At 69.8% G+C, this 24878-nt stretch carries 7 protein-coding genes; 6 read left to right on the forward strand and 1 reads right to left on the reverse strand.

Annotated elements, in window-relative coordinates; genetic code table 11:
* Positions 1 to 470 precede the first annotated feature (470 nt).
* On the forward strand, positions 471 to 3752 hold the full coding sequence (locus K353_RS06685) for an AAA domain-containing protein (RefSeq protein ID WP_111552643.1): 3282 nt from the start codon (positions 471 to 473) through the stop codon (positions 3750 to 3752).
* A gap of 123 nt (positions 3753 to 3875) precedes the next feature.
* Here K353_RS06685 and K353_RS35315 read toward each other — a convergent pair whose 3' ends face one another.
* A complete protein-coding gene (locus tag K353_RS35315; RefSeq protein WP_233533416.1) occupies positions 3876 to 5372 on the reverse strand; it encodes a hypothetical protein in 1497 nt (498 codons plus the stop codon).
* A 442-nt stretch (positions 5373 to 5814) separates the two neighbouring features.
* On the opposite strand from K353_RS35315, the gene K353_RS06700 reads away from it, so the two are divergent.
* From K353_RS06700 to K353_RS06720, 5 genes are all read left to right on the forward strand, one after another.
* Positions 5815 to 6984 carry a serine/threonine-protein kinase gene (locus K353_RS06700; RefSeq protein ID WP_233533417.1) on the forward strand — a complete coding sequence of 390 codons (1170 nt, stop codon included), beginning with the start codon at positions 5815 to 5817 and terminating at the stop codon, positions 6982 to 6984.
* Positions 6985 to 7092: 108 nt separating this feature from the next.
* Positions 7093 to 10233: a DEAD/DEAH box helicase gene (locus K353_RS06705; protein ID WP_111552645.1), complete on the forward strand. Its 3141-nt coding sequence runs from the start codon at positions 7093 to 7095 to the stop codon at positions 10231 to 10233.
* Positions 10230 to 15662, forward strand: a complete 5433-nt coding sequence (locus K353_RS06710; protein WP_111552646.1) for a hypothetical protein — start codon at positions 10230 to 10232, stop codon at positions 15660 to 15662. The genes K353_RS06705 and K353_RS06710 overlap by 4 nt, the downstream gene beginning before the upstream one ends.
* A complete protein-coding gene (locus K353_RS06715) occupies positions 15659 to 22396 on the forward strand; it encodes a DEAD/DEAH box helicase (RefSeq protein ID WP_111552647.1) in 6738 nt (2245 codons plus the stop codon). Before K353_RS06710 ends, K353_RS06715 begins: the two co-directional genes overlap by 4 nt.
* Positions 22393 to 24708 (forward strand): UvrD-helicase domain-containing protein, encoded by a 2316-nt coding sequence (locus K353_RS06720; RefSeq protein WP_111552648.1) that lies wholly within the window; start codon positions 22393 to 22395, stop codon positions 24706 to 24708. The genes K353_RS06715 and K353_RS06720 overlap by 4 nt, the downstream gene beginning before the upstream one ends.
* The last annotated feature ends 170 nt before the right edge of the window (positions 24709 to 24878 follow it).

A 24878-nucleotide genomic window follows, 5' to 3' on the forward strand; every position in this document is an offset into this window, starting at 1 on the left:
GTGGGCGGCGGCCGCACGTGTGGGGTGGCCGCCGCGGCGGAGCCGGGTTGCTCGGTGGGCGGCGGTGGCCGGCTGGGGGAGGGCCAGGTACCAGGAGCCGTGGCCGCGCCGCTTCAGTCCGGGGCAGGCGCTGCCGCGTTGCCGGCCGGTGAGGGGATCGCGGCATCCGCACCGTTTGTAGATCGTTCCGGTGCTGTGCATGGCGTCCTCCTTCTGGAGTTCCGGTGGACGCACAGCCCAGTGTGGACCTGTGGCAGTGCGAGTCGTGCCCTTCCGGCACCAGTGCCGGCGTAGGGCGGTGGCCGGCTGCCCCGGCCGGAACTGGCCGGTTCCGCACCCCATACGGCCGTCCACCCAGCGTCACGGGACCGGATCTTGGCGTTACTCCTCCGACGAACGGTCCCCGATGGTAGGACAGAGGCCGTTGAGGGACGCCTTCTGGGGGGACTGTGGGCTGGCGCGAGGAAACGGTGACGGCGCTCGACTCCTGGCTCGCCCTGGAGGGCGGAGCCGGACGCAAGGCCCAGTGGCGCATCCTCGGCCGGGCCGTCGTCGCCGGGCCGGGGCAGTACGCGGTCGACATCCGCGGCCTGAACATCAACGCCGACCAGTTGCAGAGCGACAGCCTGCGCCTCGCGGAACCGGACGAGAACACCGTCGAGGACGGCCACCCCGTCCTGGACGTCACGCACGACGGCACCGCCCTGCGCGTGCGCGTCCCCGACTTCGCCGAACCCGCCGACCCGTGCCTGTGGCTCTACCAGCAACCGGCGACGTTCCTGACCAAAGCCCTCCGCGACGGCATCGCCGGCCTCACCGACGACGGACTCGCCGGCCTCCTCGCCCGCGGAGAACCCGGCGGCCGCCTCTCCCCGCACGGACTGCCGCAAGGAGTCCTCCTACCCGCCCAGGACCGCGCCTACCGGGCCTGCCTCGGCACGGGACTGTGGCTCGTGTGGGGGCCGCCCGGCACGGGCAAGACCTCCGTCCTCAAACGCGCCATCAGCGACCTCATCGCCGCCGGAAAGCGCGTGCTCCTGGTGTCGGCGACCAACATCGCCGTCGACAACGCCCTGCTCGGCGTCGTCAAGGAACAACGGCACTCTCCCGGGCAACTCGTCCGCGTCGGCCCGCCCCACCTCAAGCAGATCGCCGACGACCCCCAGGTGTGCCTGCCCCTCATGGTCCGCGCCAAGCTCGCCGCCATCGACGGGCAGCGCGAGAGCGTGGCCGCCGAACTCGGCGCCCTGCAGCAGCGCGCCCGGCAACTCGCCGCCCTCACCGCACGCATGGTCGGTTTCGACGCCGACCACTACACCCGGCAGCGCGAGCGCCTGGACGACCCGGCACTCGCAGCCGCACACCTCACCGCGCAACTCGCCGACCAATCCGACCGCCACCGGGAACTGCAACCCCTCCTCGCCCAAGCCGAAGACCGCGCCGAACAGGCCGCCCGGCGCAGCGCCGACGCCACCGACCACCGCACGGCCTGGGCGCAGATCGACGCACTGGAGACCGAAACGGCCGAGGTCGAGGAAGCCTCGACCAGCGCCGAAGCCCGCGACCTCCTCGCCCGCCAGAACCTGGCCGAAGCCCAACAGGCCCTGGACACACTCGAATCGAAGAAGGGCCTCGCCAGACTCAAAGCCCGGCAGGCCATCGCCGCGGCCGAGAAGCACCGGGACGCCGCCCTCGCGCGCCGGCAGGACACCCTCGAACAGGCCAGACAAGCCCGAGCCCTCGCCGACCGCCACCGCCTCCAGACCCACACCGCCATCACCCGGATCAGCCGGCAGACCCCGCTCACCCGCGACGACCTCGCCGCCATCGACAACGAACTGCACCAGGCCGACGCCGCCCTCCGGCACATCCGCGCACAGGAAGAAGACGCAGCCGCCCGCATCGTCCACCTCGACGAGCAACTGCGCCTCACCCTGGCCGCCGCCGACGACGTCAAGAAGGCCGACCGCCGCGGCCACCCCGCCACCCACCGCGAAGCCGAGACCCTGCGGCCCCTGGTCGCCGCCGACACCGCCCGGCAACCCGGACTGCTCCGGCAGCACCGCGAACTCCACGACCAGTACGAACGCCTCGCCCGCGACGCACAGGGCCACATCATCCGCGAAGCCCGCCTCGTCGCCACCACCCTCGCCAGATTCCGCACCAACCCGACCGTCTTCGAAGGCCCCTACGACGTCGTCCTCGTCGACGAGGTCGGCGCCGCCACCCTGCCCGAAGTCCTCCTCGCCGTCGCGAAGGCCAAGAGCACCGCCGTCCTCCTCGGCGACTTCATGCAGCTAGGCCCGGTCCTGCCCGAGGTACTCAAGGGCAACCAGCGCCCCGACATCCGCCGCTGGCTGCTGACCGAGGTCTTCGACCACTGCCGCATCACCACCCCCGCCGCCGCCCGCGCCCACCCGGGATGCCTCAGCCTCGACGTCCAACACCGCTTCGGCCCGGACGTCATGCGCCTGGCCAACACCCTCGCCTACGACGGCCTGCTCACCGGCGGCCCAACCGTCCAAGCCCGCGCCCGCACCAGGACCGGCGACGACGCGGAGATCGTCATCGTCGACACCGACGGACTCGGCAGCCTCGCCCAGGTCCACCGCCTCGGACAAGCCAGCGGCTGGTGGCCGGCCGGACTCCTCCTCGCCCGCACCCTCGTCGAACTCCACCGCGCCGACGGGGACACCACCGGCATCGTCACCCCCTACGGAGCCCAGGCAGAAGCAACACTCGCGGCCCTGCGCGACATCGAAGGCGACTCCGGCCTGCTCGCCGAAGTCGGCACCGCCCATCGCTTCCAAGGCCGCGAGTTCCCCATCGTCATCTTCGACCTCGTCGAGGAGCAGCACGGCCGCGGCATGTGGATGGCCCAAGCCGCACGCCGACCGGACGCCGGAGAGTGGGTCAACAACGGCGTGAGGCTGTTCAACGTCGCCGCCACCCGCGTCCAGAACCGCCTCTACCTCATCGGCAGCCGCAGCCGCATCACAGCCGCCCGCGGCGACACCGCCCTCGGCGCCGTCCGCGAACTCATCACCGCCGGCGCCGTCCGCACCATCCGGGCCGCCGACCTCATCACCCCGCTCGTCGCCCAGACCCCCAGACTCGGCCCCGTCGGCACCCGCCTCGCGGACATCCTCAGCCGCCACGTGGAGATCGCCGACGTCCAGGACGAAGTCTCCTTCCACAAGACCTTCGCCGACCGCCTCGCCGAGGCCAGGCACTCCTTGTGGATCTGGACCCCGTGGGTAGCGAAGCGCGTACGCAGCCTGCTCCCCGCCCTGGAGGACGCTGTGCGCCGCGGGGTACGGATCACCGTGTTCGTCCGCGACCAGAGCGACCAGAACCAGCAGCGCTTCACCGAGTACCTCGACGAACTCAAGGCCATCACCCCCTCGGTGATCCCTGTCAACGTCATGCACCAGAAGATCGTCGTCATCGACGAGCAGACCGTCCTGCTCGGCAGCCTCAACACCCTCTCCCAGAGCCACTCCCGCGAGATCATGCTGACCGTGCGAGGTGCCCACTTCGCCCGCAAGATCCTCGACCACGAGCACGCCGAGGACTTCGCCCACCCACCGCGGTGCGGCGGCTGCCGGGGAGACCGACTCGACCTCAGACGGGGCAAAACTGGCTGGTACTGGCGCTGCTACGACAAGGCCTGCCCCGCCCGCAAGGGTGACCGCGCCTGGACCGCTCCCGTCCGGTTCACGACCTCCCGACCCAAGCAGGGAGCCCGCTGAATCCGGCGTCAGCCACATACCGGAACGGGAGGAACAGCTCATTGGGGGCACCACAGAGCCGACCCGGTTCCCACTGATCACGCACCGGATGACGCTGGCCCGCTGACTCCGCGACGGCTGGGGTCAACGACGTTCCGACAGAATCGGATCGGCGGACTCGACGGCCACGTACGTCTCGGCCGTCCTTGCTTCGAGCAGCCCATTGGCTTCGGGCCGCTCCACCGCGAGGCGAGGATCGCGCAGGAGCCCGGCCGGAACCTCCTGGGTCGCATACGCATGGGCCATCTCCCGCTTGGTCACCACCAGCCGTTCGTCCTCACGCTCGTAGAAAGTGCGCCGCGCCTCGCGGCTCATCTCTTCACGCACCTCGTTCTCCTCGCGCCGTGAGCGGAACGGGTCCGCGAGGAACAGGGGCTCCTCTGCGGGGACTTCCGCCTGCGCCAGGTGCAGGAGGGCGCAGGCTGCGTACAGGCCGCGCGACAGACCCAGGTGGACGCCGATGCCCGGAATGCGCCCCACCACGAACTCCCGAAGGTTCCGGCCCCATTCCTGCCGGATCGACTCGTAGTGCCTCCCTTGGTGCAGCAGCAGACTGCGCAGCTCACGGGTATTGGCGTCCCACTCAAGCGGCCTCGTCCTGCCCACCCGCCCAGACCGCCCGGTCGGCTCCGCCCCCATCTCCGCCAGTGGCGCGATCCGCAGATCCTGCACCGCGCCGAACGCCAGCGCCCGAAAGACGAGCAGTTGGTCCCGTGCGACGCTCAGCAACTCGTCGGGGGACTCGTCCAGCGGGGGCGCTCCCGGGCTGCCCGGGGGCTCCGGCAGGGAGCGGACGCCGCCGCCGGGGGACGGGTCGACCAGAGCGGTGTGCACCATCACCACCAGATGGTCTTTTTCCCACCAGCGCGGTGCCGGCATGACCGTTCCGCAGAGCACCTGCCGGTGCGGTACGGCGAGCTCCGCGCTCGCCCGGTTCAACTGCTCCTGCCCGCCCTGCATGTCGGGACCACCTAGCGACTTGCGCGCCTTGGCCTCGATCAGCCACGGCAGCGCCTCGGCCACGTGGTTGCCGTAGAGGTCCGGGAGCTTCTTCGCCGGGTCCGTCAACGCCGGGATCCCGCATGCCTCCAGGTGGACGGTGGCCGGCAGCCCGGCCATGCCGACGGTCAGCCACTGGGCCATCGTCATGCCGAGGTGGTAGCCGAAGGCGGCGTGGGCGCTGCGCTCCGTGCCGTGGCGGTAGACCGCGTTCACGAACAGACGACGCCCCGCCGCGGTCGCAGGCGCCGGGACGTCCTTCAGGGACAGGTACGCCTGTAGCGGGGCAATGCGGGCGATGAGTTCGTTGACCGCGAAGGCCGGCGTCTTGCGCAACCAGGGCGCCAGGTCGCGACCCGCACCGGCCGCTGCCGTGACGAGCTGGCGCCAGGTGGTCGTCGCCAGGTACTCGCCGTCCACCGGCAGCCCGTCACCGGTCGGCCATGGCTGCACGGCCTTGGGCGCCCGCCGGCGGTCCCATTTCGCCAGATCTCCGTCGGAACGCACACGGACCGGGACATCGAGTGCGTCGCCCAGCGCGAAGGTGAAATCCGCGGCATCAGCAGGGGGAATCATCGCCATGAAAGGAGCCTGCCAGAACGCTCCGGACCAGGGCCCGCGAGCCCTCGGCTCCGCCCCTCGCGCCGCTCCCGAAACGATGCTCACCGTCATCGTTTCGACAGTGGACACCCGGGGTCGAAGGACGCGCTCTGACCTGCTGCTTTTCCCTGGACAGCGACAGGGGCCGACACGCCGGAGACTTGCACCTCATCCGTGCACCTCGCTGCCCTGCGATCAGATGCTGAGACGAACCTCGAAGTGGCCCGCTGCCTGCCATTCGTCACTCTGACTCATCCTCCGGTCACAGAAAGGCGTCACTTTCTGCGCAGGCTGGCGTTGATCGGTACGCTGTGCGGGTGATTCGTCAGTGTCCACACCGCTCAGTGCGGCTTCCTGAGGCGGGCGGCGAGGCGCTCTCGTCAATCGCGTTCGCGTCGGCACCGTGGAACTCGGGGGGAAGCTGGTGACAGGCGTCGCCCTGCCGCAGCAGATCGGCCCGTACGTCGTCGAACGGTGTATCGGCACCGGGGGCATGGGGGCGGTGTACCTGGCTTATTCCGTCGCCGGCGATCCGGTCGCGGTCAAGGTCATCCGGCCCGACAAGATCGATCCGCACTCCCGCGCCCGCTTCGAGCGGGAGGCGGAGATCGCGCGCACCATCTCCGGCACGGGCCGGGTGGCCCGGTTCCTGGATGCGGACCCGCTCGCCGAGCAGCCGTGGCTGGCCATGGACTACGTCCCCGGACGGCCGCTGACCGAGGTGGTGCAGGACCAGGGACCGCTGCCGGCGTCGCTGGTGGCGAGTGTGGGCGCGCTGCTCGCCGAGGGGCTGACCGCAGTGCACGGGGCTGGTCTGCTGCACCGGGACCTCAAGGCATCCAACGTCATCCTGGGCGACTTCGGGCCGGTGATCATCGACTTCGGTCTCGGTGCCTTCCTGGAGGCGTCGAAGGGTTCGATGAGTCAGCCCGGTACGGTGCTCGGCACCGTCCGCTGCATGCCGCCCGAGCAGGCCCGCGGCGAGACCGAGGTGACGGCGGCGGCGGACGTGTACGGGCTGGGCACGGTCCTTCTGCACGCCGCCACGGGCCACGCGCCTTACGACGGCACACGATGGGAGGCCATCGCGGTGCAGGTGGTGAACCCGGACGCCCAGCCCGATCTGTCGGGGCTGCCCACGGGGCTGGCCCCACTGGTGAGCTCGATGCTCGCCTTCGACCCGGACGATCGCCCCGCCCTGGGCCAGGTGACCCGGCGCTGTACCGACCTGCTGCGGGAACTGGGCACCAGTCCGGCCCGTGCCCGCCACGCGCTGATCCAGCAGACCAGGTCGACCGGCGGGGCGTCCGCGAGGTTCCCGCAGCCTGACGCCCAGATGCTGGACCGCCTGGAGGCGCTCGACAAGCAACTGCGGGAGCAGCCGGAGGCCGGCATCGAGCCCGGTGAGGAGGTCCCCGCTTCGGGCGGTGCCCCCAGCGAACCGGTGCCCGTCCCGGTACCTTCGCCCGACGACGACCGGCCCGCCGCCGCGAGACCCGGCCGTCCGCCCGCGTCCCAGCGCGTGGCCGAGGAGCTGCGCACACGGTACGCGGTGCGCGGGCAGCTGACCTGGTCCGGGCAGCGCGGGTCCTGAGGCCCTGCACCGGGCCCCACTGCTTGCGGCGAAACACGTAGACAGCAGACCCGGATACGGCGGCACCGCCGTACCGGCCGAGCACCCCATCCATCGAGGAGCACCACGTTGACCACGGCGCCACTGCCCGACGATCCTGTTGCGGGCACCGCCGCGGACCCGGAGTTTCCGGCAGGCACGAAGCCGACGTTCGCCCCCGGCGCGCAGGTCCGGATCCGGGACGAGCAGTGGTTGGTCAAGTCGGTCGCCGAGAGCCGGGACGGGCTGATGGTCGAGGTCAGTGGCGTGTCCGCATTCGTCCGCGGGACGGACGCCGTCTTCTATGACGGCCTCGACCAGATCGACGTCCTCGACCCGCGCAAGACGCGCCTCGTCGCGGACGAAACCTCCAAGCACGCCAAGGCCCGCCTCTACTTGGAAGCGGTGATCCGCAAGACGGCGCTCCCGCAGACCGAGCACGGGCTCGCCCTGGCCGACTCGTTCCTGATGGACCGCCAGGAGCACCAGTTGCGTCCGGCCGAGCTGGCGCTGTCCATGCGCAACCCGCAGCCGCGGCTGCTGATCGCCGACGTGGTCGGTCTCGGCAAGACCCTGGAGATCGGCATCACCCTGGCGGAGCTGATCCGGCGGGGCCGCGGCGAGCGCATCCTCGTCGTCACCCCTGCCCACGTCCTGGAGCAGTTCCAGCGCGAGCTGTGGACCCGGTTCTCGCTGCCGCTGGTGCGCCTGGACTCCACCGGTATCCAGCGCATCCAGCAGGAGATCCCCGCCGGACGCAACCCGTTCGCCCACTTCAAGCGGGTGATCGTCTCCGTCGACACGCTCAAGTCGGCCACCTACGCGCACCACCTTGAGAACACCCGATGGGACGCGGTGGTCATCGACGAGTCGCACAACCTCGTCAACAGGGGCACCCGGAACAACACCCTCGCCAAGCTCCTCGCCAAGCGCACCGACGCGCTGATCCTGGCCTCGGCGACCCCGCACAACGGCGAGGCCGAGTCCTTCGCCGAGCTGATCGGAATGCTCGACCCCGCGGCGATCGCCGACGCCAAGAACTACAAGGTCGAGGACCTCGGCCACCTCTACCTCCGCCGCACCAAGACCGACCGCGAGGTGCGCGACGGTCTGAAGGGCAAGCCGTGGGCGGAACGCGGCGAGTCCCGACCGGTCCCCGCCCCGGCCACGCCGAAGGAGGTGGCCGTACTGGAGAAGCTGGCCGCCGAATGGACGCCCGGCGACCCCGCCCGCTCCTCGGTGTGCGCCGACACGATGGTCGCGTACGGCTTCCTCAAGGCGTTCCTCTCCTCCCACGTCGCCCTGCGCAAGACGCTCGCCAACCGCCGCACCTACCTGGAGAACCCGCGGCGCGCCACCGCGGCACCCAAGGACCGCGAGAACTTCGCCACGGAGCTCCGGGCTCTCGGCGAACTCGAAGCTTTGGTAGCCGAGTTCGAGGACAAGGACTCCGCCAAGTTGGACGCGCTGGTGGCCACGCTCAAGGGTCTCGGCGTCGGCCCCCGCTCCGAACGCCGGGTCGTGGTCTTCTCCGAGCGGACCGCCACCCTGGAGTGGCTCGCGCAGGTGGTGCCCGAGCGGTTGGGCTTCAAGACGAAGCCCGCCCTGGCGGAGCGCACCCGCCCCTGGAAGGCGTACGGCGGAGCCGTGGAGGTCATGCACGGCGACACCAGCAACGACGACCAGCAGCGGGAGATCGTCGACCGCTTCGGCCGCCGCGACGAGCCGGTACGGCTGCTGTTCACCGGCGACATCGCCTCCGAGGGCGTCAACCTGCACCACCAGTGCCACGACCTCGTCCACTACGACCTGCCCTGGTCGCTGATCCGGATCGAGCAGCGCAACGGCCGTATCGACCGCTACGGCCAGGCCGTCAGCCCCGAGTTCCGCGCCGTCACCCTGACCGCCGACGTCCCCTGGCGACGCGACGAGGCGACCGGTGAGCAGCTCACCCTCGACGACCGGCTGGTTGGTGTCCGGCTACTGCGCCGCGAGGAGCAGGCACACGGGATCGAGTCCGGGGAAGGCTGCGCCGAGGCCGTCACAGGCCTGTACGACGCCAAGAAGGAGGACGACCGGCTCACCCGAGACCTGATCAAGGGCAGCACGGTCGACCGCTCCCTCCAGCAGTCCCGGCAGGAGGCGGGCGGCGTGCTGGCCGGCCTGCTGGCGAACGTCCACGCGCGGATCGCCGACCCGTCGGCCGCACCGGTCGGTACGAGCCTCCCACCGGTCGCGAAGGCGGACGTTCCGCACCTGTTCGCCGACACCGAGGCGTACTTCCACGCCGCGATGGACCTGGTCTACCCGCAGTCCGAACGTGACGCCATGGGCTGGAAGCCGGTCACGGACCGGGGCCGGATCGAGTTCACGCCGCCGGACGACCTCCAGTACCGGTTCCGCGAACTGCCCGCCTCCTACCTCGACCAGGAGAAGATCCTCACCACCTCCAAGTACGATGGCAGACTGAGCATCACCTTCGACCGGAAGTACGCGGCGGAGCGGCTGGAGGCCGCCCGCGACGCCAAGCGCGGCAAGACCGAGCAGACCGCGTCGCAGTGGCCGAACGTCTCCTACGTCTCCGACATCCACCCGGTCCTCGACTGGCTGACGGACAAGGTCCTGGCGAACCTCAAGTACGACGAGGCGTTCGTGCTCGCCCACCGGCCCGACACCGCGAAAGCGGGGCGCATCCACCCCGAGCTGCCGGCCGCGCTGGACGGCGCCGTCTACCTCGTGCAGGGCGTGTACTCCAACGCCGCCGGCAAGCCGACCGTGGTCGAGTGGATGGCCGTCACCGGTCTCGAAGGGGCTGACCCCCGGGTATGGCGGATGGACTCGGCGTTCCTCGCCGCCTGCGGTGTCGGACCGAGCATGCCCGGACGCGACCGGATCCTCGACGAGGACGGCCTACAGGCCCTGGTGCCGGCCGCCGTCGACGCGGCCGAGTTCCACCTGCGGGCCCGACGCGCCGAGTACGACCGGCTGATCGACAACTACCTCGCCCCGTACGAGGACCGGGTGCAGGTCTGGGAGCAGGGCGCGCTGATCGCGGCCGGCAGCCGACAGCGCCGCGAAGAGGTGCAGGACACCGCCGTCGGCCGCCGCGAGCTGGTCCGGCGACTGCGGACTTCCGGCGATCCGATGCTCCGGGTCCTGGCCGTACTCGAACCCCTGTACTCCGCCGCGCCCGCCACCACCGACCTCCGTGCCGAGGAGTCCGCCCGATGAGCTACACCTTCGACTCCTTCGCCAACCGCGGTGAGTACCTTTCCGCGCACTACTTCAGCGAGGAGCTGGAGAACAGCCTCAAGAAGAAGTCCGCGGACGACGAAGGCCTGTTCACGCTGTGGACCTACCGCGAGACCGACGAGCACGACTCGCAGTCGACCCCGCGCGAGAGCGTCCTGCGGCTGCACGGTGACTACGCGAGTCGAGTCCGGCCGGTCCTCGCCGCGCAGGACGACCGGGACGAGCTGCGGGGCGAGCGGCTCACCTCCTGGCACACCGACCTGCTCACCGCGCTCGGCTACCGCAAGTCCGACATCGTGCTGACGCTGCACAACGCCGGCCGCGCGTACGAACTCCCCGTCGCCTGGCACGGCGACGGCATCGTCGCCCTCGACTGCGGGTGGACGGACAACCTCGACGACGCCCTCGACCCCGAGGACGCGGGCCGCCTGCTGCGCCCCTTCAAGACCCACGAGGGCCTGATCAGCACGGGCGAAAAGCTTGCCGGCTGGCTGTTCCAGAGTGAACTGGACGAGCCCGGCGGCGAGTCACCGCGCTTCGTGCTGCTGCTCTGCGGCGGTGTGATCGTCCTGGCCGACCGTGCCACCTGGTCCGAGGGCCGCTACCTCGCGGTCAGCGTGGATGCGGCGCTGCTCCGCAACGACACCAGGAAGACCGGCGAACTCGCCCTCCTCGCCGCCCTGTTCTCGCACGACATGCTCGCCCCCCGCCCCGACGGCAAGGGCCGCCGGATGGACGACCTGCTCAAGGCGTCCCGCGACAACGCCGTCGGCGTCAACTCCGAACTGCGCAAGGGACTCCAGCGCTCGGTCGAGATCATCGCCAACGAGGTGCTGGCCCGGCTCAAGCAGCACAAGATCACCCCGCGGCAGATCGAGGACCCCGAACGGCACGGCCCGTTCGCCAAGCAGCTGACCCGCGAATCACTGCGCTACCTCTACCGCATCCTCTTCCTGCTGTACGCCGAAGCCCGCCCCGAGCTGGGCATCCTGCCCGCCGACGACTCCACCTACGAGGCCGGCTACTCGGTCGCCAGGCTGCGCGAACTCGTCTCCCGCGACCGGAAGCTGGTCGAGGAGGAGAGCAAGAACGGTTTCCACCTCTACTCGTCGCTCGACGTCCTGTTCAACAAGGTCAACTACGGCCACCGCCCGCACGGCACCGAGCCCGACGACCACAAGGCCGTCGCCGAACGCAGCGAGCAGCGCGGCCTGCGCTTCGAGCCGTTGCGCAGCGAACTCTTCGACCCCAAGGCCATCACCCTGATCGGCCGGGGCGTCCGCGACCCGCGCAGCGAAGGCGACGGCGGAGCGGACGAATGCCCGAAGTGGCTCGACCTCCGGCTGCGCAACGCCGCCCTGCACGAGGTGCTGCGGCTGCTCACCATGAAGGAGGCGAGCGCAAAGGGCCGACAGGGCGGTTTCATCTCCTACCGCAACCTCGGCATCAACCAACTCGGCGCCGTCTACGAGGGCCTGATGTCGTACACCGGCATCATCGACGAAGAGCGCCAGCTGGCCGAGGTCGCCAAGCCCGGTGCCAAGACCGGTACCCAGCAGCACGGTGACCCGGAGAAGGGCTCCTGGCTCGTCCCCGCCGACCGGCTGAGTGACTATCCCGCGAACACGCACGTCGTCTACTCCGCGCAGGACGCCGAGCAGCACGGACTCCGCGGCCCGAAGAAGTACGACCCTGGCACCTTCGTTTACCGGCTCGCCGGACGCGACCGGGAGACCTCGGCGTCCTACTACACGCCCGAGTCGCTGACCAAGGTCACCGTCGAACTGGCGCTCAAGCACCGGCTCGACCAGCAGCGCGACGAGGATGGCGAGGTCGTCAAGACCCGGGCGAGCGAACTGCTCCGCTACACCATCTGCGAGCCCGCCCTCGGCTCCGGTGCGTTCCTCAACGAGGCGATCAACCAGGTCGCCGAGGCGTACCTGAAGCGCCGCCAGGAGGAGCTGGGCCTCACTCTCGACACCTCGCAGGCGCTGGAGGCGAAGCAGAAGGTCAAGGCGTACATCGCGCTGCACAACGCGTACGGCGTCGACCTCAACGCGACGGGCGTCGAGCTGGCCGAGGTGTCGCTGTGGCTCAACACCATGCACCCCGGCATGCGCGCACCCTGGTTCGGCCTGCACCTGCGGCGCGGCAACTCCCTGATCGGAGCGCGTCGTTGGGTATATTCGGCCGACCATCTCAAGCAGGAACGGACGCCTGCCGCGCACACGCCGGACAAGTTGCCGTTCCGGTCGGCCGAGACCGGCGCCGAGCAGCCGCTGCCGACGGGCGGGGTGCACCAGTTCCTGCTGCCCTCGCCCGGGTGGGGCGCGGTCGCGGACGCCGGCGGGGACGCGAAGAAGCTGGTCGAGCAGCTCGCCGGTGAACAGCTCGGCGCGCTGAAGGCGTGGCGGAAGGCGGTCGGTACCAAGCCGAAGACGACCGGGGGCAAGAGCAGCCAGCTGGCCCGGCTCCAGGCCGTTGCGGAGCGGGTGGAGTACCTGTGGGAGCTGGTCGCGAAGCGGCTGGAGCTCAGTGAGCAGGAGATCGCCCGGACGATTGACGTCTGGGGTGCGGGTCGGCCGGAGGACGCTGAGGAGTACGCCTTCCTACGCCGCGACAAGGAGCGCGCGGGCGGTGCGCTGCCGCTGACCAAGGAGCAGGTGTTCAAGGACCTGTTCGAGGCGGAGGGCTCGCCCTACTGGCGGCTCAAGCAAATCATGGACGCCTGGTGCGCGCTCTGGTTCTGGCCCCTGGACAAGGTCGGCCTGTTGGACGGCTCGGACCCCGAGTATGCCTCCGCACCGGTCGTCGCGCTGGACGCGCTGCTGGCGTCCGGGGTGGCGCCGGTCGTCGGGGCCGAGCCGGTTCCTGAACCTGAGCCGGTGGTCGTGGAGCATGGGCTGCTGTTCGCCATGCCGGGCGACCAGTTGGCCTTCGGCGAGGGGGAGGAGGGTGACCTCGTCGAGCGAAGGGTGATCAAGAAGGCCGCACCGTCCGGCCGGAAGGCAACGAGCGGACCGGTGCGTCGACGGGACGTCATCCCGCTTGCGGGCTTGGACGACTGGCTCGCGTTCCTGGAGTCCATGGTGGGTACGGGTGAGGTGCCCAAAGGGACTTTCGCCACGTCCGTCGACTCGCTGGCCAAGCTGCGGGACCTGGAGAAGCTGATCGAGGCGGAGATGGGCATGGACGACGCCCGCCGAGCCGTCGAGACGCGGTACCCGTGGATGCGGACGGTGCGTGACATTGCGGCGGAACAGGGCTTCCTGCACTGGGAGTTGGAGTACGCCGGGGTCTTCGCCGGGCCGTCTGGAGGGTTCGACCTCCAGGTCGGTAACCCGCCGTGGGTGCGGCCCCAGTGGAAGGAAGATTCGGTCCTCGCAGAGTCCGAGCCCTGGTTTATGCTGACAGAAAAGCCGAAGGCAGAAGAAAAGAGTCGACGACGGGCGCTGCTGCTTGAGCGAGAGGAAGTTCAGAAGTACTTGCTCGACGAGTTCACGAATACAATTACTACGGCGTCATATCTGTCGGATTTGGCGGTCTATCCGCTAGTTTCTGGAACTAAGCCCGATCTCTACCGAGCATTTATGTGCGAGGTGTGGGACCATGCAAGCGTCCACGGCATGGCGGGGATGGTTCACCCTGATACTCACTTCTCGGGTGACAAAGAGGCTCGGCTGCGGTCGGCGGCGTATAGACGCCTTCGGGTGCGCGGGGACTTTGTCAATGCGGGAAATCGCTTCTTTCCTCCGCCGGTGGGCAGGTCTAGCCATTTCGGGGTCCACATCTACGGTGGCGTCGGGGTTATTGATTTCGACTCGTTGTCCTGGCTGTTTACGGTCGACACATTGCGGCTCTCGGCTCTCGCCGAGGGAAGCGAAGAGGCGCCCGGAGTCAAGTACCGCGGGGAGTGGGACGAACGTCCACACCCTAAGCGAGTTATCCGCGTCACCCTGGAGACCCTCCAGCTTTGGAGGCGTTTCACGGGAGACAGCGGCCATCCAGAGCAGGCACCCCTGCTCATGCCGGTAAGCACAGCCGAAGAGCCCGCGATCAAGGCCCTTGCGCGTTATCCGCTGCGTATTGGCCAGCTGAGCCCCGAGATTGCTATCGGTTTCGATGAAGGTCAAACCAAGAAGGCAAAGTTCGGCCCCGGAAAGAATGTGCGGCTCATCGAATATAATACCGGCGTGGATGGCCAGGAGGATTACCGTGCGGAGTCTTGGGGTGAAATCATCCTCAAGGGCCCTCAACTCGGGGTCGCCAACCCGATGTTCAAGCAGCCTAGCCAGGGCGGTGGTGAGACACGCGGCTTGGACCCTCGAACGTTCGCAGACGGCGCGGTGCCCGAGTCGGAATACCGGAGGGTGGCGCCAGTCGAAGTGTTCCAGGGGGAACAGGAGCGGTGGACCAACTGGGAACGCTACGGGGAGTTGCTCGGGTCGCAGGATGAGAGAGCAGCAGCAAGGCTCACGCTCGCTGAGAAACGGAGGATTGAGCCCGAAGCGGTCGCAGAGGCGGAGATTGATGAGTTTCTGCAGGATAAGGCCAGCGCGCCGTACAGCGGGTGGTACCGCCTGGCATGGCGTGAAATGATTGCACCTGACACCGAACGCGCTCTGTACGCGGCTCTGATTCCGCCGGGGACGACTCACATTCATGCGGTGCGCTCAGCACGGTTCGTCACATCTCGGCTAACCGTCCTCGCAGCTGGGTTCATGGCTGCGCTGCCGGTGGACTATCTCCTCCGGACCATGGGTGTGGGACATCTGGAAGTTTCCCAGGCCAAGCGCCTGCCACAAGCACAACCCGACCACCCCCTCGCCCCCGCCCTCCTCCTCCGTACCCTCCGTCTGAACTGCCTGACCACCGCCTACGCCGACCTCTGGGAAGAGCTCTACGACCCCAAGTGGCCCGGCTACGAGCCGTGGGCGATCGAGTGGCCCGGCATGGAGACCGAGCTGCACGCCGTGACCCCCTCCTGGCAGCGGGGCACCCCGCTCCGCACCGAGTACGCTCGCCGGGCCGCGCTGGTCGAGATCGACGCGCTTGTCGCCGTCTGGCTGGGCATCGACGCGGACACGCTCGTCGCCATGTACCGGGCCCGGTTCCCGATCATGCAGGACTTCGACCGGGTGACCTGGTTCGACGCGAACGAGCGCAAGATCGCCGGTGACCGGTACACCTACGGCTTCGACCAGACCAAGGAGCACTGGCAGCAGTTCGAGGCCCACCAGGAGGACCCGGAGACGAACCCCGTGCCGGACGGCTACGCCAGGCCCTTCTACAAGGCCGACCGCGAAGCGGAGATGCGCCGCACTCACGCCTACTTCACCGCGCGCCTGGACGAGGCCGTGGCCAAGGGGCTGTGGGATCCGACGACGATGGAGGTCCCGAAGCCGTGAGGCCCACTCTCGAAGCGCAGGGACTCAAGGAGAGCCTGCTCCAGTACCTCTCCACCACCTACGGCCTCGCCGACGAGGGCGCCCGCAAGGCGCTGCACACCTTCCTCGGTGACGAGACCACGGGCATGTTCCGCGGCCCCTACCTGCGCCTGCGCACACCGTTCACCCGTGCCGAGGACGGTTGGCAGCAGCACCTGGACTGGCGTCGCGCCGACGGCTGGTCTCCGTACGCGCACCAGGCCCGTGCGTTCGCCCGGCTGACCACGAAGAACGGTCACACTCCGCTCCCTACCTTGGTGACCACCGGCACCGGTTCCGGCAAGACGGAGTCCTTCCTCTACCCGGTGCTCGACCACTGCACTCGCGAGCGGGCCGTCGGAAGGGCCGGTGTCAAAGCCGTCTTCCTGTACCCGATGAACGCCCTCGCCACCGACCAGGCAGGGCGCATCAACGACCTGCTGACCGACGATCAGGAAGCGCTCAGGGGTGTCCGTGCCGGCCTGTACATCGGTGACAAGGCGGCGACGCACTACGACCACGTCTACACGCGCCGGCAGGACATGCAGTTGTCCCCGCCGGACATCCTGATCACCAACTACAAGATGCTCGACCTGCTGCTGCAGCGTTCCGCCGATGCGCCGCTGTGGGAGGGCAGCGACATCCGCTACGTGGTGGTGGACGAGTTCCACACCTACGACGGTGCGCAGGGCACCGACGTGGCGATGCTGCTGCGCCGTCTCGCCTCCGCCGTCGGGGCCACGCAGGACGGTCGGCCGCTGGGCACGATCACCCCGGTAGCGACTTCCGCCACGCTCGCGTCCAGGACCGACTCCGACGGGGTGCGCCAACTCCTCGACGTCGCCGCACACGTCTTCGGAACCGAGTTCACCGAGGACGCGATCGTCAGCGAGGACCGGCTCACGGTCGACGAGTTCATGCTCGACGAGACCGTCCCGGACCCGAAGTTCCTGCCCGGCCGGGTGCCCACGCCCGAGGAGCTGACCACCCTCCCCGACCCCGCCTCCGGACCGGTCGCGCTCGCCCTGCTCGTCGAGGCCGTCACCGGACGCCGGATCGACACGGCCGACCTGCACGGTGCCCGGGAGCTGGGGGCAGCGCTCAAGCGGCACCGGCTCACCTACGCCGTGCTGTCGGCGTTCGACGGCACGGTGCGCAGCTACGACGAGGTCCTGGACGTCATGCGGCGTGAAGGGGCCGCCGGTTGGGACGAGGCGGTCACCACCCGGCCGGAGGTGGCTGCTCTCGGGTTGGCCCGGTTCGTCGCTCTGCTGTCCGTCGCCCGCGACCCGGACGCGCCCGCCGGGGTGAGTCGTCCGCTGGTGCAGGTGGAGGTGCACCAGTGGGCGCGGTCGGTGACGCGGATGCTGCGCGGTGTACAGCCGTGGCCGCAGGCGTCGTTCGCCTGGGACGCGGCCGGGGCGCAGGCCCAGCCGCGGACGACGCCGGACACCACCGGCCCCCGGGAGACCCGGCTGTTCCTGCCGGCGGTGTACTGCCGCGAGTGCGGCCGCTCCGGCTGGTCGGTGCTGGCGCCCGAGTCGGACGACGAGGAGTTGAGCTTCGAGTCCCACAAGATCCGGCGCGCCTCGGTGACCGCCGACAAGGCGAAGGTCCGCGCTCTGATCGCGGCCACCGACAAGGAGGCCATGGAAGGCAGCGGTCGCGCCGTGATGGACCGGGCGGCGCAGCGCTCGCTGACCACCGGCGGGGCGGGCGTGCTGATGGTACTGGACGGCCCCGACCGCCGGCTCCGGCTGCCGGACCCGGTCGACGACTACACGGCAGAGGGCGCCCCCCAACCGCGCGGTGCGGACGCGGCGTTCGTCCTCGTCCAGTTGGGCGAGCGGGCCGAGCGGGCGGCGCAGGACGACTGGTGCCCGGCGTGCGGCACCCACAACGCGATCCGCTTCCTCGGCACCGGTGCGGCCGCACTCGCCGCCGCCTCCGTCACCCAGCTGTTCACCGGCGGCGAGATGGACGAGCGGCAGCGCGAGACGAAGACGCTGATGTTCAACGACTCGGTGCAGGACGCTGCGCACCGGGCCGGCTTCGTCGCCTCCCGTTCCTACACGTTCTCGCTGCGCGCGCTGTTCACCAAGCACCTGGGAGAGGACCGGTCCACCGCTCTGAACGACCTGGTGGCGGACGTGGTGGCAGCCACCACCGACCGGAAGACCCTGGCCGCCGTCGTCCCGCCCGACCTGCACGACGACACGGGCGTGGCCCGGTTGCTGTCGGGTGCCGGTCGGGGCGGCGACAGGCGGACCTGGGACCTGATCGGCGAGCGGTTCGCCTTCGAAGCCGTCATGGAGTTCGGCCACCGCTCCCGCAACGGCCGTACCCTCGAGCTCACCCGTACCGCTGCGGCGTTCGCCGACATCCCGGACGAGCGGGTGGCGATCGGACTGGTCCGCACCGCCTACGAGGAGACGGCGGACCAGGGTCTCGCCCTCGCTGGGCACGACGACGCCCGCCATCTCGTCTTCCTGCGGGGCTTCCTCGACCGGCTGCGCACCCGCGGTGCGATCGGCCACCGCTGGCTGGCGAAGTACCTCGACGAGGCGGGCACCAGCCGGTTCTTCGTCTGGGGCGGTCGCCCGCCCGGGATGAAGGCGTTCCCGAAGGGCGTCGCCGCCCCGGTCTTCCTGCTCGCCAAGCCGAAGCCCAACAGCGAGTTCGACGTCGCGGCCGGACGGCTGTCCTGGTACGAAACGTGGGCGCAGCGCTGCCTCGGCCTGACCCGTGAGCAGGCCGATCAGTTCTGGCTCCGTTTGCTGCCCCGGCTCGCCGAGGCCGGGCTGCTCGCCGTCCGCACACCCGGTGACTCGGCGGCCCGGATCTACGGGCTCCAACCCGGGGCCGTGCGGCTCCAGTTGCTCTCCGACGAGCAGGTCAACAGCGCGTACGTGCGTTGCCCCAGGTGCTTCTGGGAGCAGACCGTCCATCCGTCGCTGCTGAGCCAGTACCACGACCAGCCGTGCCCGGCGTACCGCTGCAGTTCCGGGCGTCTGGTCGCCGGCGACCGCTGGCAGGAGAGTGTCGACCGGCACGACCGCGATCGCGACTACCGCGACGACTACTACCGGGCCCTGTACCGCCGGGCCGGTGTCTTCCAGGTGATCACCGCGGAGCACACCGGTCTGCTGTCCCGGGCCAAGCGCGAACGCGTCGAAGAGGCGTTCCGCAAGGGTGAGGGCTTCAACGACCCCAACGTGCTGTCCTGCACTCCGACGCTGGAGATGGGCATCGACATCGGGGACCTGTCTGCCGTCGTGCTCGGCGCCCTGCCGCGCCGCCCCGCCAACTACACCCAGCAGGCCGGTCGGGCCGGCCGTCGGACCGGCAACGCGTTCCTGCTCACCATTTCGGACCGCAAGCGCCGTGATCTCTACTTCCTCGACCGGCCGCGCGACATGATCGACGGGCGGATCGTGCCGCCCGGCTCGTACCTGTCGGCCGTCGAGATCCTGCGCCGCCAGTACACCGCCCACCTGCTCGACCTGGCGGCCCGCGGCCGACTCCTGCGTGAGGACGGCAGGCCGCTGGCCGCGCTGCCGCGCCGGGTGGACGAGCTGTTCGGCCCGTCCGGCTATCTGGAGGACTTCGCCGATGCCGCCCTCGCCCACGGCGAGGAACTGGTCCGGGGGTTCCTCGCCCTCTTCCCGACCGGGGTGAACGAGAACGCGCGGGCGGAGCTGACCAAGTACGCGAAGCGCCGCCTGCGCAGCGCGGTCGAGCGGGCGGAACGCAACTGGGAACGCGAGAGCCAGAAGCTGCGCGACCGCATCCGCACCATCCGGTCCGCCATCGACGAGCTGAAGGACGGCGACGAGGAACAGGCCCGGACCAAGGCCGAGTTGGAAGCCGAGGCGCGGGCGCTGTCGAAGAAGGGCGGAGCCCGGCTGCGCCAGCCCGCCCAGAGCGTCCTGTGCGACCTCGGGCTGCTCCCGAACTACGCGCTGATCGATTCGGTCACCACCCTGTCCGCCACGCTCTACTGGCCGGAGGGGAAGACCCCCACCGGGCAGGACCAGTACAAGTCGAAGCCGTACAGCTACGACCGGCCGCGCTCCTTCGCCGTCGCCGAACTCGCCCCCGGCAACACCTTCTACGCGGAGGGCTACAAGCACCGCATCACCGGCATCGACATCGTCGCGGGCCAGGAACAGGACTGGCTTCACTGGCGCTTCTGCCCCTCCTGCGGTTATGTCCGCACGGACAACGCCCATCAGGACATCTCGCCCTGCCCGCGCTGCGCGGACACCGGCATCGCCGACTCCGGCAGCCTGTGGCAGGTCGTCCAACCGACCACCGTCACCGCCCGCGCCAAGCGTGAGGACGCCCGGATCGGCGACGAGAGCGACGACCGTGACCGGCGGTTCTACACCGTCGTCGACATCGTCGACATCGCCCCCGACGACTTCGTGGCCAAGACCTCGTGGCGGCACACCAAGGAGGTGTTCGGCGTCGACTACACCCGGCGCGCCGTGATCCGCCGGGTCAACGTCGGGCCGTTGAGGATCGGCGCCCAGGACGGCGACCAGCTCGCCGGCAGGCCGGTGCGCATCGCGCCCTTCCAGGTGTGCACCGGGTGCGGCGCGGCGAGCGCTGACGGGCAGCCGGTGTTCGACGACGACCGTGATGCCGTCGACGCCTCGGCCAACCGCCAGCGCGCCCTGAAGCACCACGCGCCCTGGTGCCCGCACCGGCGGGGCGCCACCCAGGTGCCGCAGGAACAGGTGCTGCTCGCCCACCAGTTGGAGACCGAGGCGCTGCGCGTCCTGCTCCCCGCGGCGACCGTCCTGGTCGACGAGAAGGTGTACTCCTTCCAGGCTGCGCTCCGGCTCGGTGTCGACCGCGCTTTTGGGGGCGACCCGCAGCACCTCGACTCCTGCCTGGCCGTCATGCCCGACCGCGACACCGAGGAGACGCGCAACTTCCTCGTCCTGTACGACCGGCTCCCGCACGGCACCGGCTATCTCGACCGGCTCACCAAACCGGCCGCTTTCCGGCAGGTCCTGGAGGACGCGCGGACCCTGCTCGTCGAATGCCCGTGCGTCCAGGAGAACCGGCCGGCCTGCCACCGCTGCCTGTACCGCTACGCCGACGAGCGGCACATCGACGCGGTGTCCCGGCAAGCGGCGCTGGACATCCTCGACGACCTCCTCGGCCGGGACACCGATGCCTGGACCACGGAAGACATCGGCAACACCGACCAGATCGGCCTGGACGGACAGGTCGAGTCCGACCTGGAGGCACGCTTCCTCACCGTGCTACGAGCGTGGGCCGGGCAGCAGGACAGTGACGCCTCGCTCGACGAGAGCGGTGACAACAGCGGTTACCTCCGCCTCAAGGACTCGACCACCGTCCACGGCTGGCGCCTCACCGCGCAGCGCGGCGAGGGCTTTACCCGCACCGACTTCACCTTCGAACGCACCGAGGGCCCCAAGCGGAAGGTGACCGTGTACCTCGACGGCCGCCGCTTCCACGCCTCCAGCCGCCACAACCGGCTCGCCGGGGACGCGGACAAGCGAAACCGGCTGAGGGCGAAGGGACGAGCGGTCTTCCAGCTGACCTGGGACGACCTGGGCGCGTTCGAAAAGCGGATGGGTGTCGGCTCGGGAGACCGCGAGGTGGCCGAGTCCGTGTGGCCGCCCTACTCGCACACCGCCCGGGAGCTGGCCAAACAACTGCACGCCGAGCGTAGCGAGGAGGACCTGGACACCACCGCCTTCCTCGACCCGATGAGCCAGCTCCTCGCGTACCTGCGCAGCCCCGACGACGCCGCCTGGGGTCGGCGGGCCGCGGCCGTGGTGGGCGGACTGCTCCGCCACGACCCGGTGCTGCTCGTCACCGGCGGCTCCGCGGAGCAGACGCGTCGAACGCTCGGGACGCTCCTCGAAGCCTGGGGCCAGGGTGACGGCATCGACCCGGCCACCGTGCCGGGCGCCGGGACGCTCAACCTGTTCCAGAGCTGCGACCAGTCCGGGCTGCCCATCGCGTTCCTGGTCGACGGTCTCACCGGCCCTTGGACGGCGCTGGTGTGCCTCGACGACACGGAGACCGACCAACTCGACACTTTGGAGCACAAGGCCCGGTGGCGGGCCTGGCTCCAGTGGTCCAACCTGCTGCAGTTCCTCGCCCACGACGGCGGCGACGGCATCCAGCTCACCACCGCCACCGCGGGCGGGTTCGACCTCGGCACGCTCAAGGCATTCGGCGGGATCGGCGAACTCGAGTCCCTGGTCGTTCAGTACGGCGAGGGCGTGCGGCCCGTCCCGCAGCCCGCAGCGGTCGGACTGCCGGACGACACTCCGCTGGAGACTGCCCTGCGGGACCTGCTGTGGGACCGGGAGATCCTCGGCTACCTGGACGAGGACGCCCCCGACTCCCCGCTCGCCCGCCTCGCCCACGCCTTGGCCGACCACGGCAGGCAGGCGCCGGTGTACGGCTACGAGCTGGGTGACCGCGGCTGGCTCGCCGACCTCGCCTGGGCCGACCCCGGCGTGCGGATCGCCGTGATGGCCGATCCGTACGACAGCGAGGACGAGGAGAACCGCAAGACCTGGCAGGCGTACCGCGACGCGGGCTTCACCGTTCGCTCGGCCGATGAATGGCTCGGCCTGCTCGACGACCTGCTCGCCACTCTCCCCGGTCCCACCGACCGGCCCGACTCCGCTTCCGACTCCCACGAACCGAGTGCCGCACGATGACCGCACGCCTGAGCCTCTACCAGAAGGCCGAGAACGAGCTCTACAAGATGGACTCGTCGGTCAAGACGAAGTTCTACGACTTCTGCCACCTGTTCCGGAACGACCCGGCGCACCCCAAACTCGACCTCAAACCGCTCAAGGGCGACCGCCGCATCTTCCGGGCCAGGATCGACCCCTCGTACCGGGCGCTCCTCGCCCCCGCCGGTGTGGGCCCGGACGGCGTCGAGCAGTGGCTCGTCGTCGCTGTGCGGCACCGCAAGCACGTCTACGAGGAACTCAGCGTCGCCATCAACCGGATCACCGGCGAGATCGAGTTCGTCGACCTCGGTGTCGTCGGCCAGAGCGTGCTCAAGCGGGCCGGCATCCAGCTCACCCCCGACCCGGCCGAGGCGGCCCACTCGGAAGAGCCCCCTTCCGCTTCCGCCTCCGCGCCTGCCGTCGAACCCTCCGCGGAGCCGCTCCTCGCCGCCTGCACCGCTGACGACCTCCGCCGCCTCGGCGTGGCGGAAGCCCTGATCGAGGTGGCCCTCCAGGTCACCACCGACGACGAACTCGACCAACTCGTCGCCGGCGCACCGCGTCTCACCGCCGAAGTACTCACCGGCTTGGGCGCCGGCATGAGCGTCGACGAGGTGGAGGAGGAGATCACCCGGCCCGCCGCCACCGTCCTCGAACCCGGCTTCGAGGACGACATGGGTGCCGCCCTCACCCGCACCGCCGTCACCACCGTCGACGACGACCTGCGCAACGTGCTCGCCGAGGGTGACTTCCGGGCCTGGAAGGTCTACCTCCACCCCACCCAGCGCAAGATCGTCGAGCGGAACCACAAGGGTTCGGCCCGGGTCAGTGGCGGACCCGGAACCGGCAAGACCATCGTGGCCCTGCACCGCACCGCCAGGCTCGCCGCCCAGCTCCCGCCCGGCCGGGACAAGCCGATCCTGCTCACCACGTACACCAAGAACCTCACCGCGGACCTGCGCTCGCGGCTCAGCTCCCTGGTCACCCCCGATCTGCTCGCCCGGGTGGACATCAAGCACATCGACATCCTGGCCCAGGGTGTTCTCAACGAGAACAGCGCCGCCGGTGCACAGCGTTCACTCATCGGAGACGTCCAGGCGAAGGACGTCCTCGGTGAAGTCCTGTTCGAGCACGACGCGGAGCGGCGCTGGGACGCGGACTTCCTCTTCGACGAGTGGGAGCAGGTGATCCTGGGCCAGTCGCTCGCCACCCGGCAGGACTACTTCAAAGCCCGGCGCGCCGGTATGGGCCGTTCCCTCACCCGTCCCGAACGCGCAAGTGTCTGGCAGGTGCTGGAACAGTTCACGCTGCGCCTGAACGGCATGAAGCGCGAGACCTGGGCGCAGTCCGCGGAGCGTGCCGCGCGCTACGAGATGGAGCGCGCACGCAAGATCAAGGACCGCGCCGAGCAGAAGGCCGCGATCGGCGGCGGCGACCTGAAGCATCTCGACGACAACAGCTCCGCCACCCGCTACCTGCGCCACCGCTACCAGCACATCGTCGTCGACGAGGCACAGGACCTCAGCGCCGCCCACTGGAAGATGCTGCGTGCGATGGCGGCCCCCGGCTCGAACGACCTGTTCATCGCCGGCGACACCCACCAGCGGATCTACGACCGCCAGGTCACCCTCTCCACCGTCGGGATCAACATCCGCGGCAGCTCCTCCAAACTGACCCTCAGCTACCGCACCACGCAGGAGATCCTCCACCAGGCCGCCAAGGTCGTCGGCGACGCGACCTACGACGACCTCGACGACGGCACCGACAACCTCAACGGCTACCACTCCCTGCTCCGTGGCCCGGCGCCCGAGTTCATCGCCTGCACGGACTGGGACGACGAGATCGCCAAGCTCGCCGCCAGGCTGGAGCTCTGGCGTGAGGAGATCACCCGACCGGCCGAGGACGGTACCGTCCGCGATCCCCACGGCACCGTGGCCGTCTGCGTCGCGGACGGTGACATGGCCGGCCGGGTCGCCTCCGACCTCGCGCTCAAGCACGGCATCACCACCGCGACCCTCACCAAGGACGGCCCCCAGGGCGGCGGCGAGGTGCACATCGGCACCATGCACCGCTTCAAGGGTCTGGAATATCAGAAGCTCGCCATCATCGGCGCAAGCGACGGCATCCTGCCCCGCACGGCCCTGATCGAGAAGTACCTCCACACCGATCCCAAGCGCTACGAGCGCGAACTCAAACAGAGCCGCAATCTGCTCTTCGTTGCGGCTACCCGTGCTCGCGACGCACTGTCGATCTCATGGCACGGTGCCCCCAGCCCGTTCCTGCAGATCCAATGAGCACCAGGAGGAGCGTCGAGTCACCGGACAACAGTCCCGAGATCGCGAACCGACCGCTCGCGCCGACTGTCGGACCGGGAGCTCGCCGTGCGCGGCGGTCCGGCGGAGCCGTAGCCGGCATCGCATCGGCTCCGAAGCCCTGTTACCCCTGTACCCCATCGTTCGAGGAG

The organism is Kitasatospora sp. SolWspMP-SS2h (assembly GCF_003259315.1).
GTDB classification, from domain to species: domain Bacteria; phylum Actinomycetota; class Actinomycetes; order Streptomycetales; family Streptomycetaceae; genus Kitasatospora; species Kitasatospora fiedleri.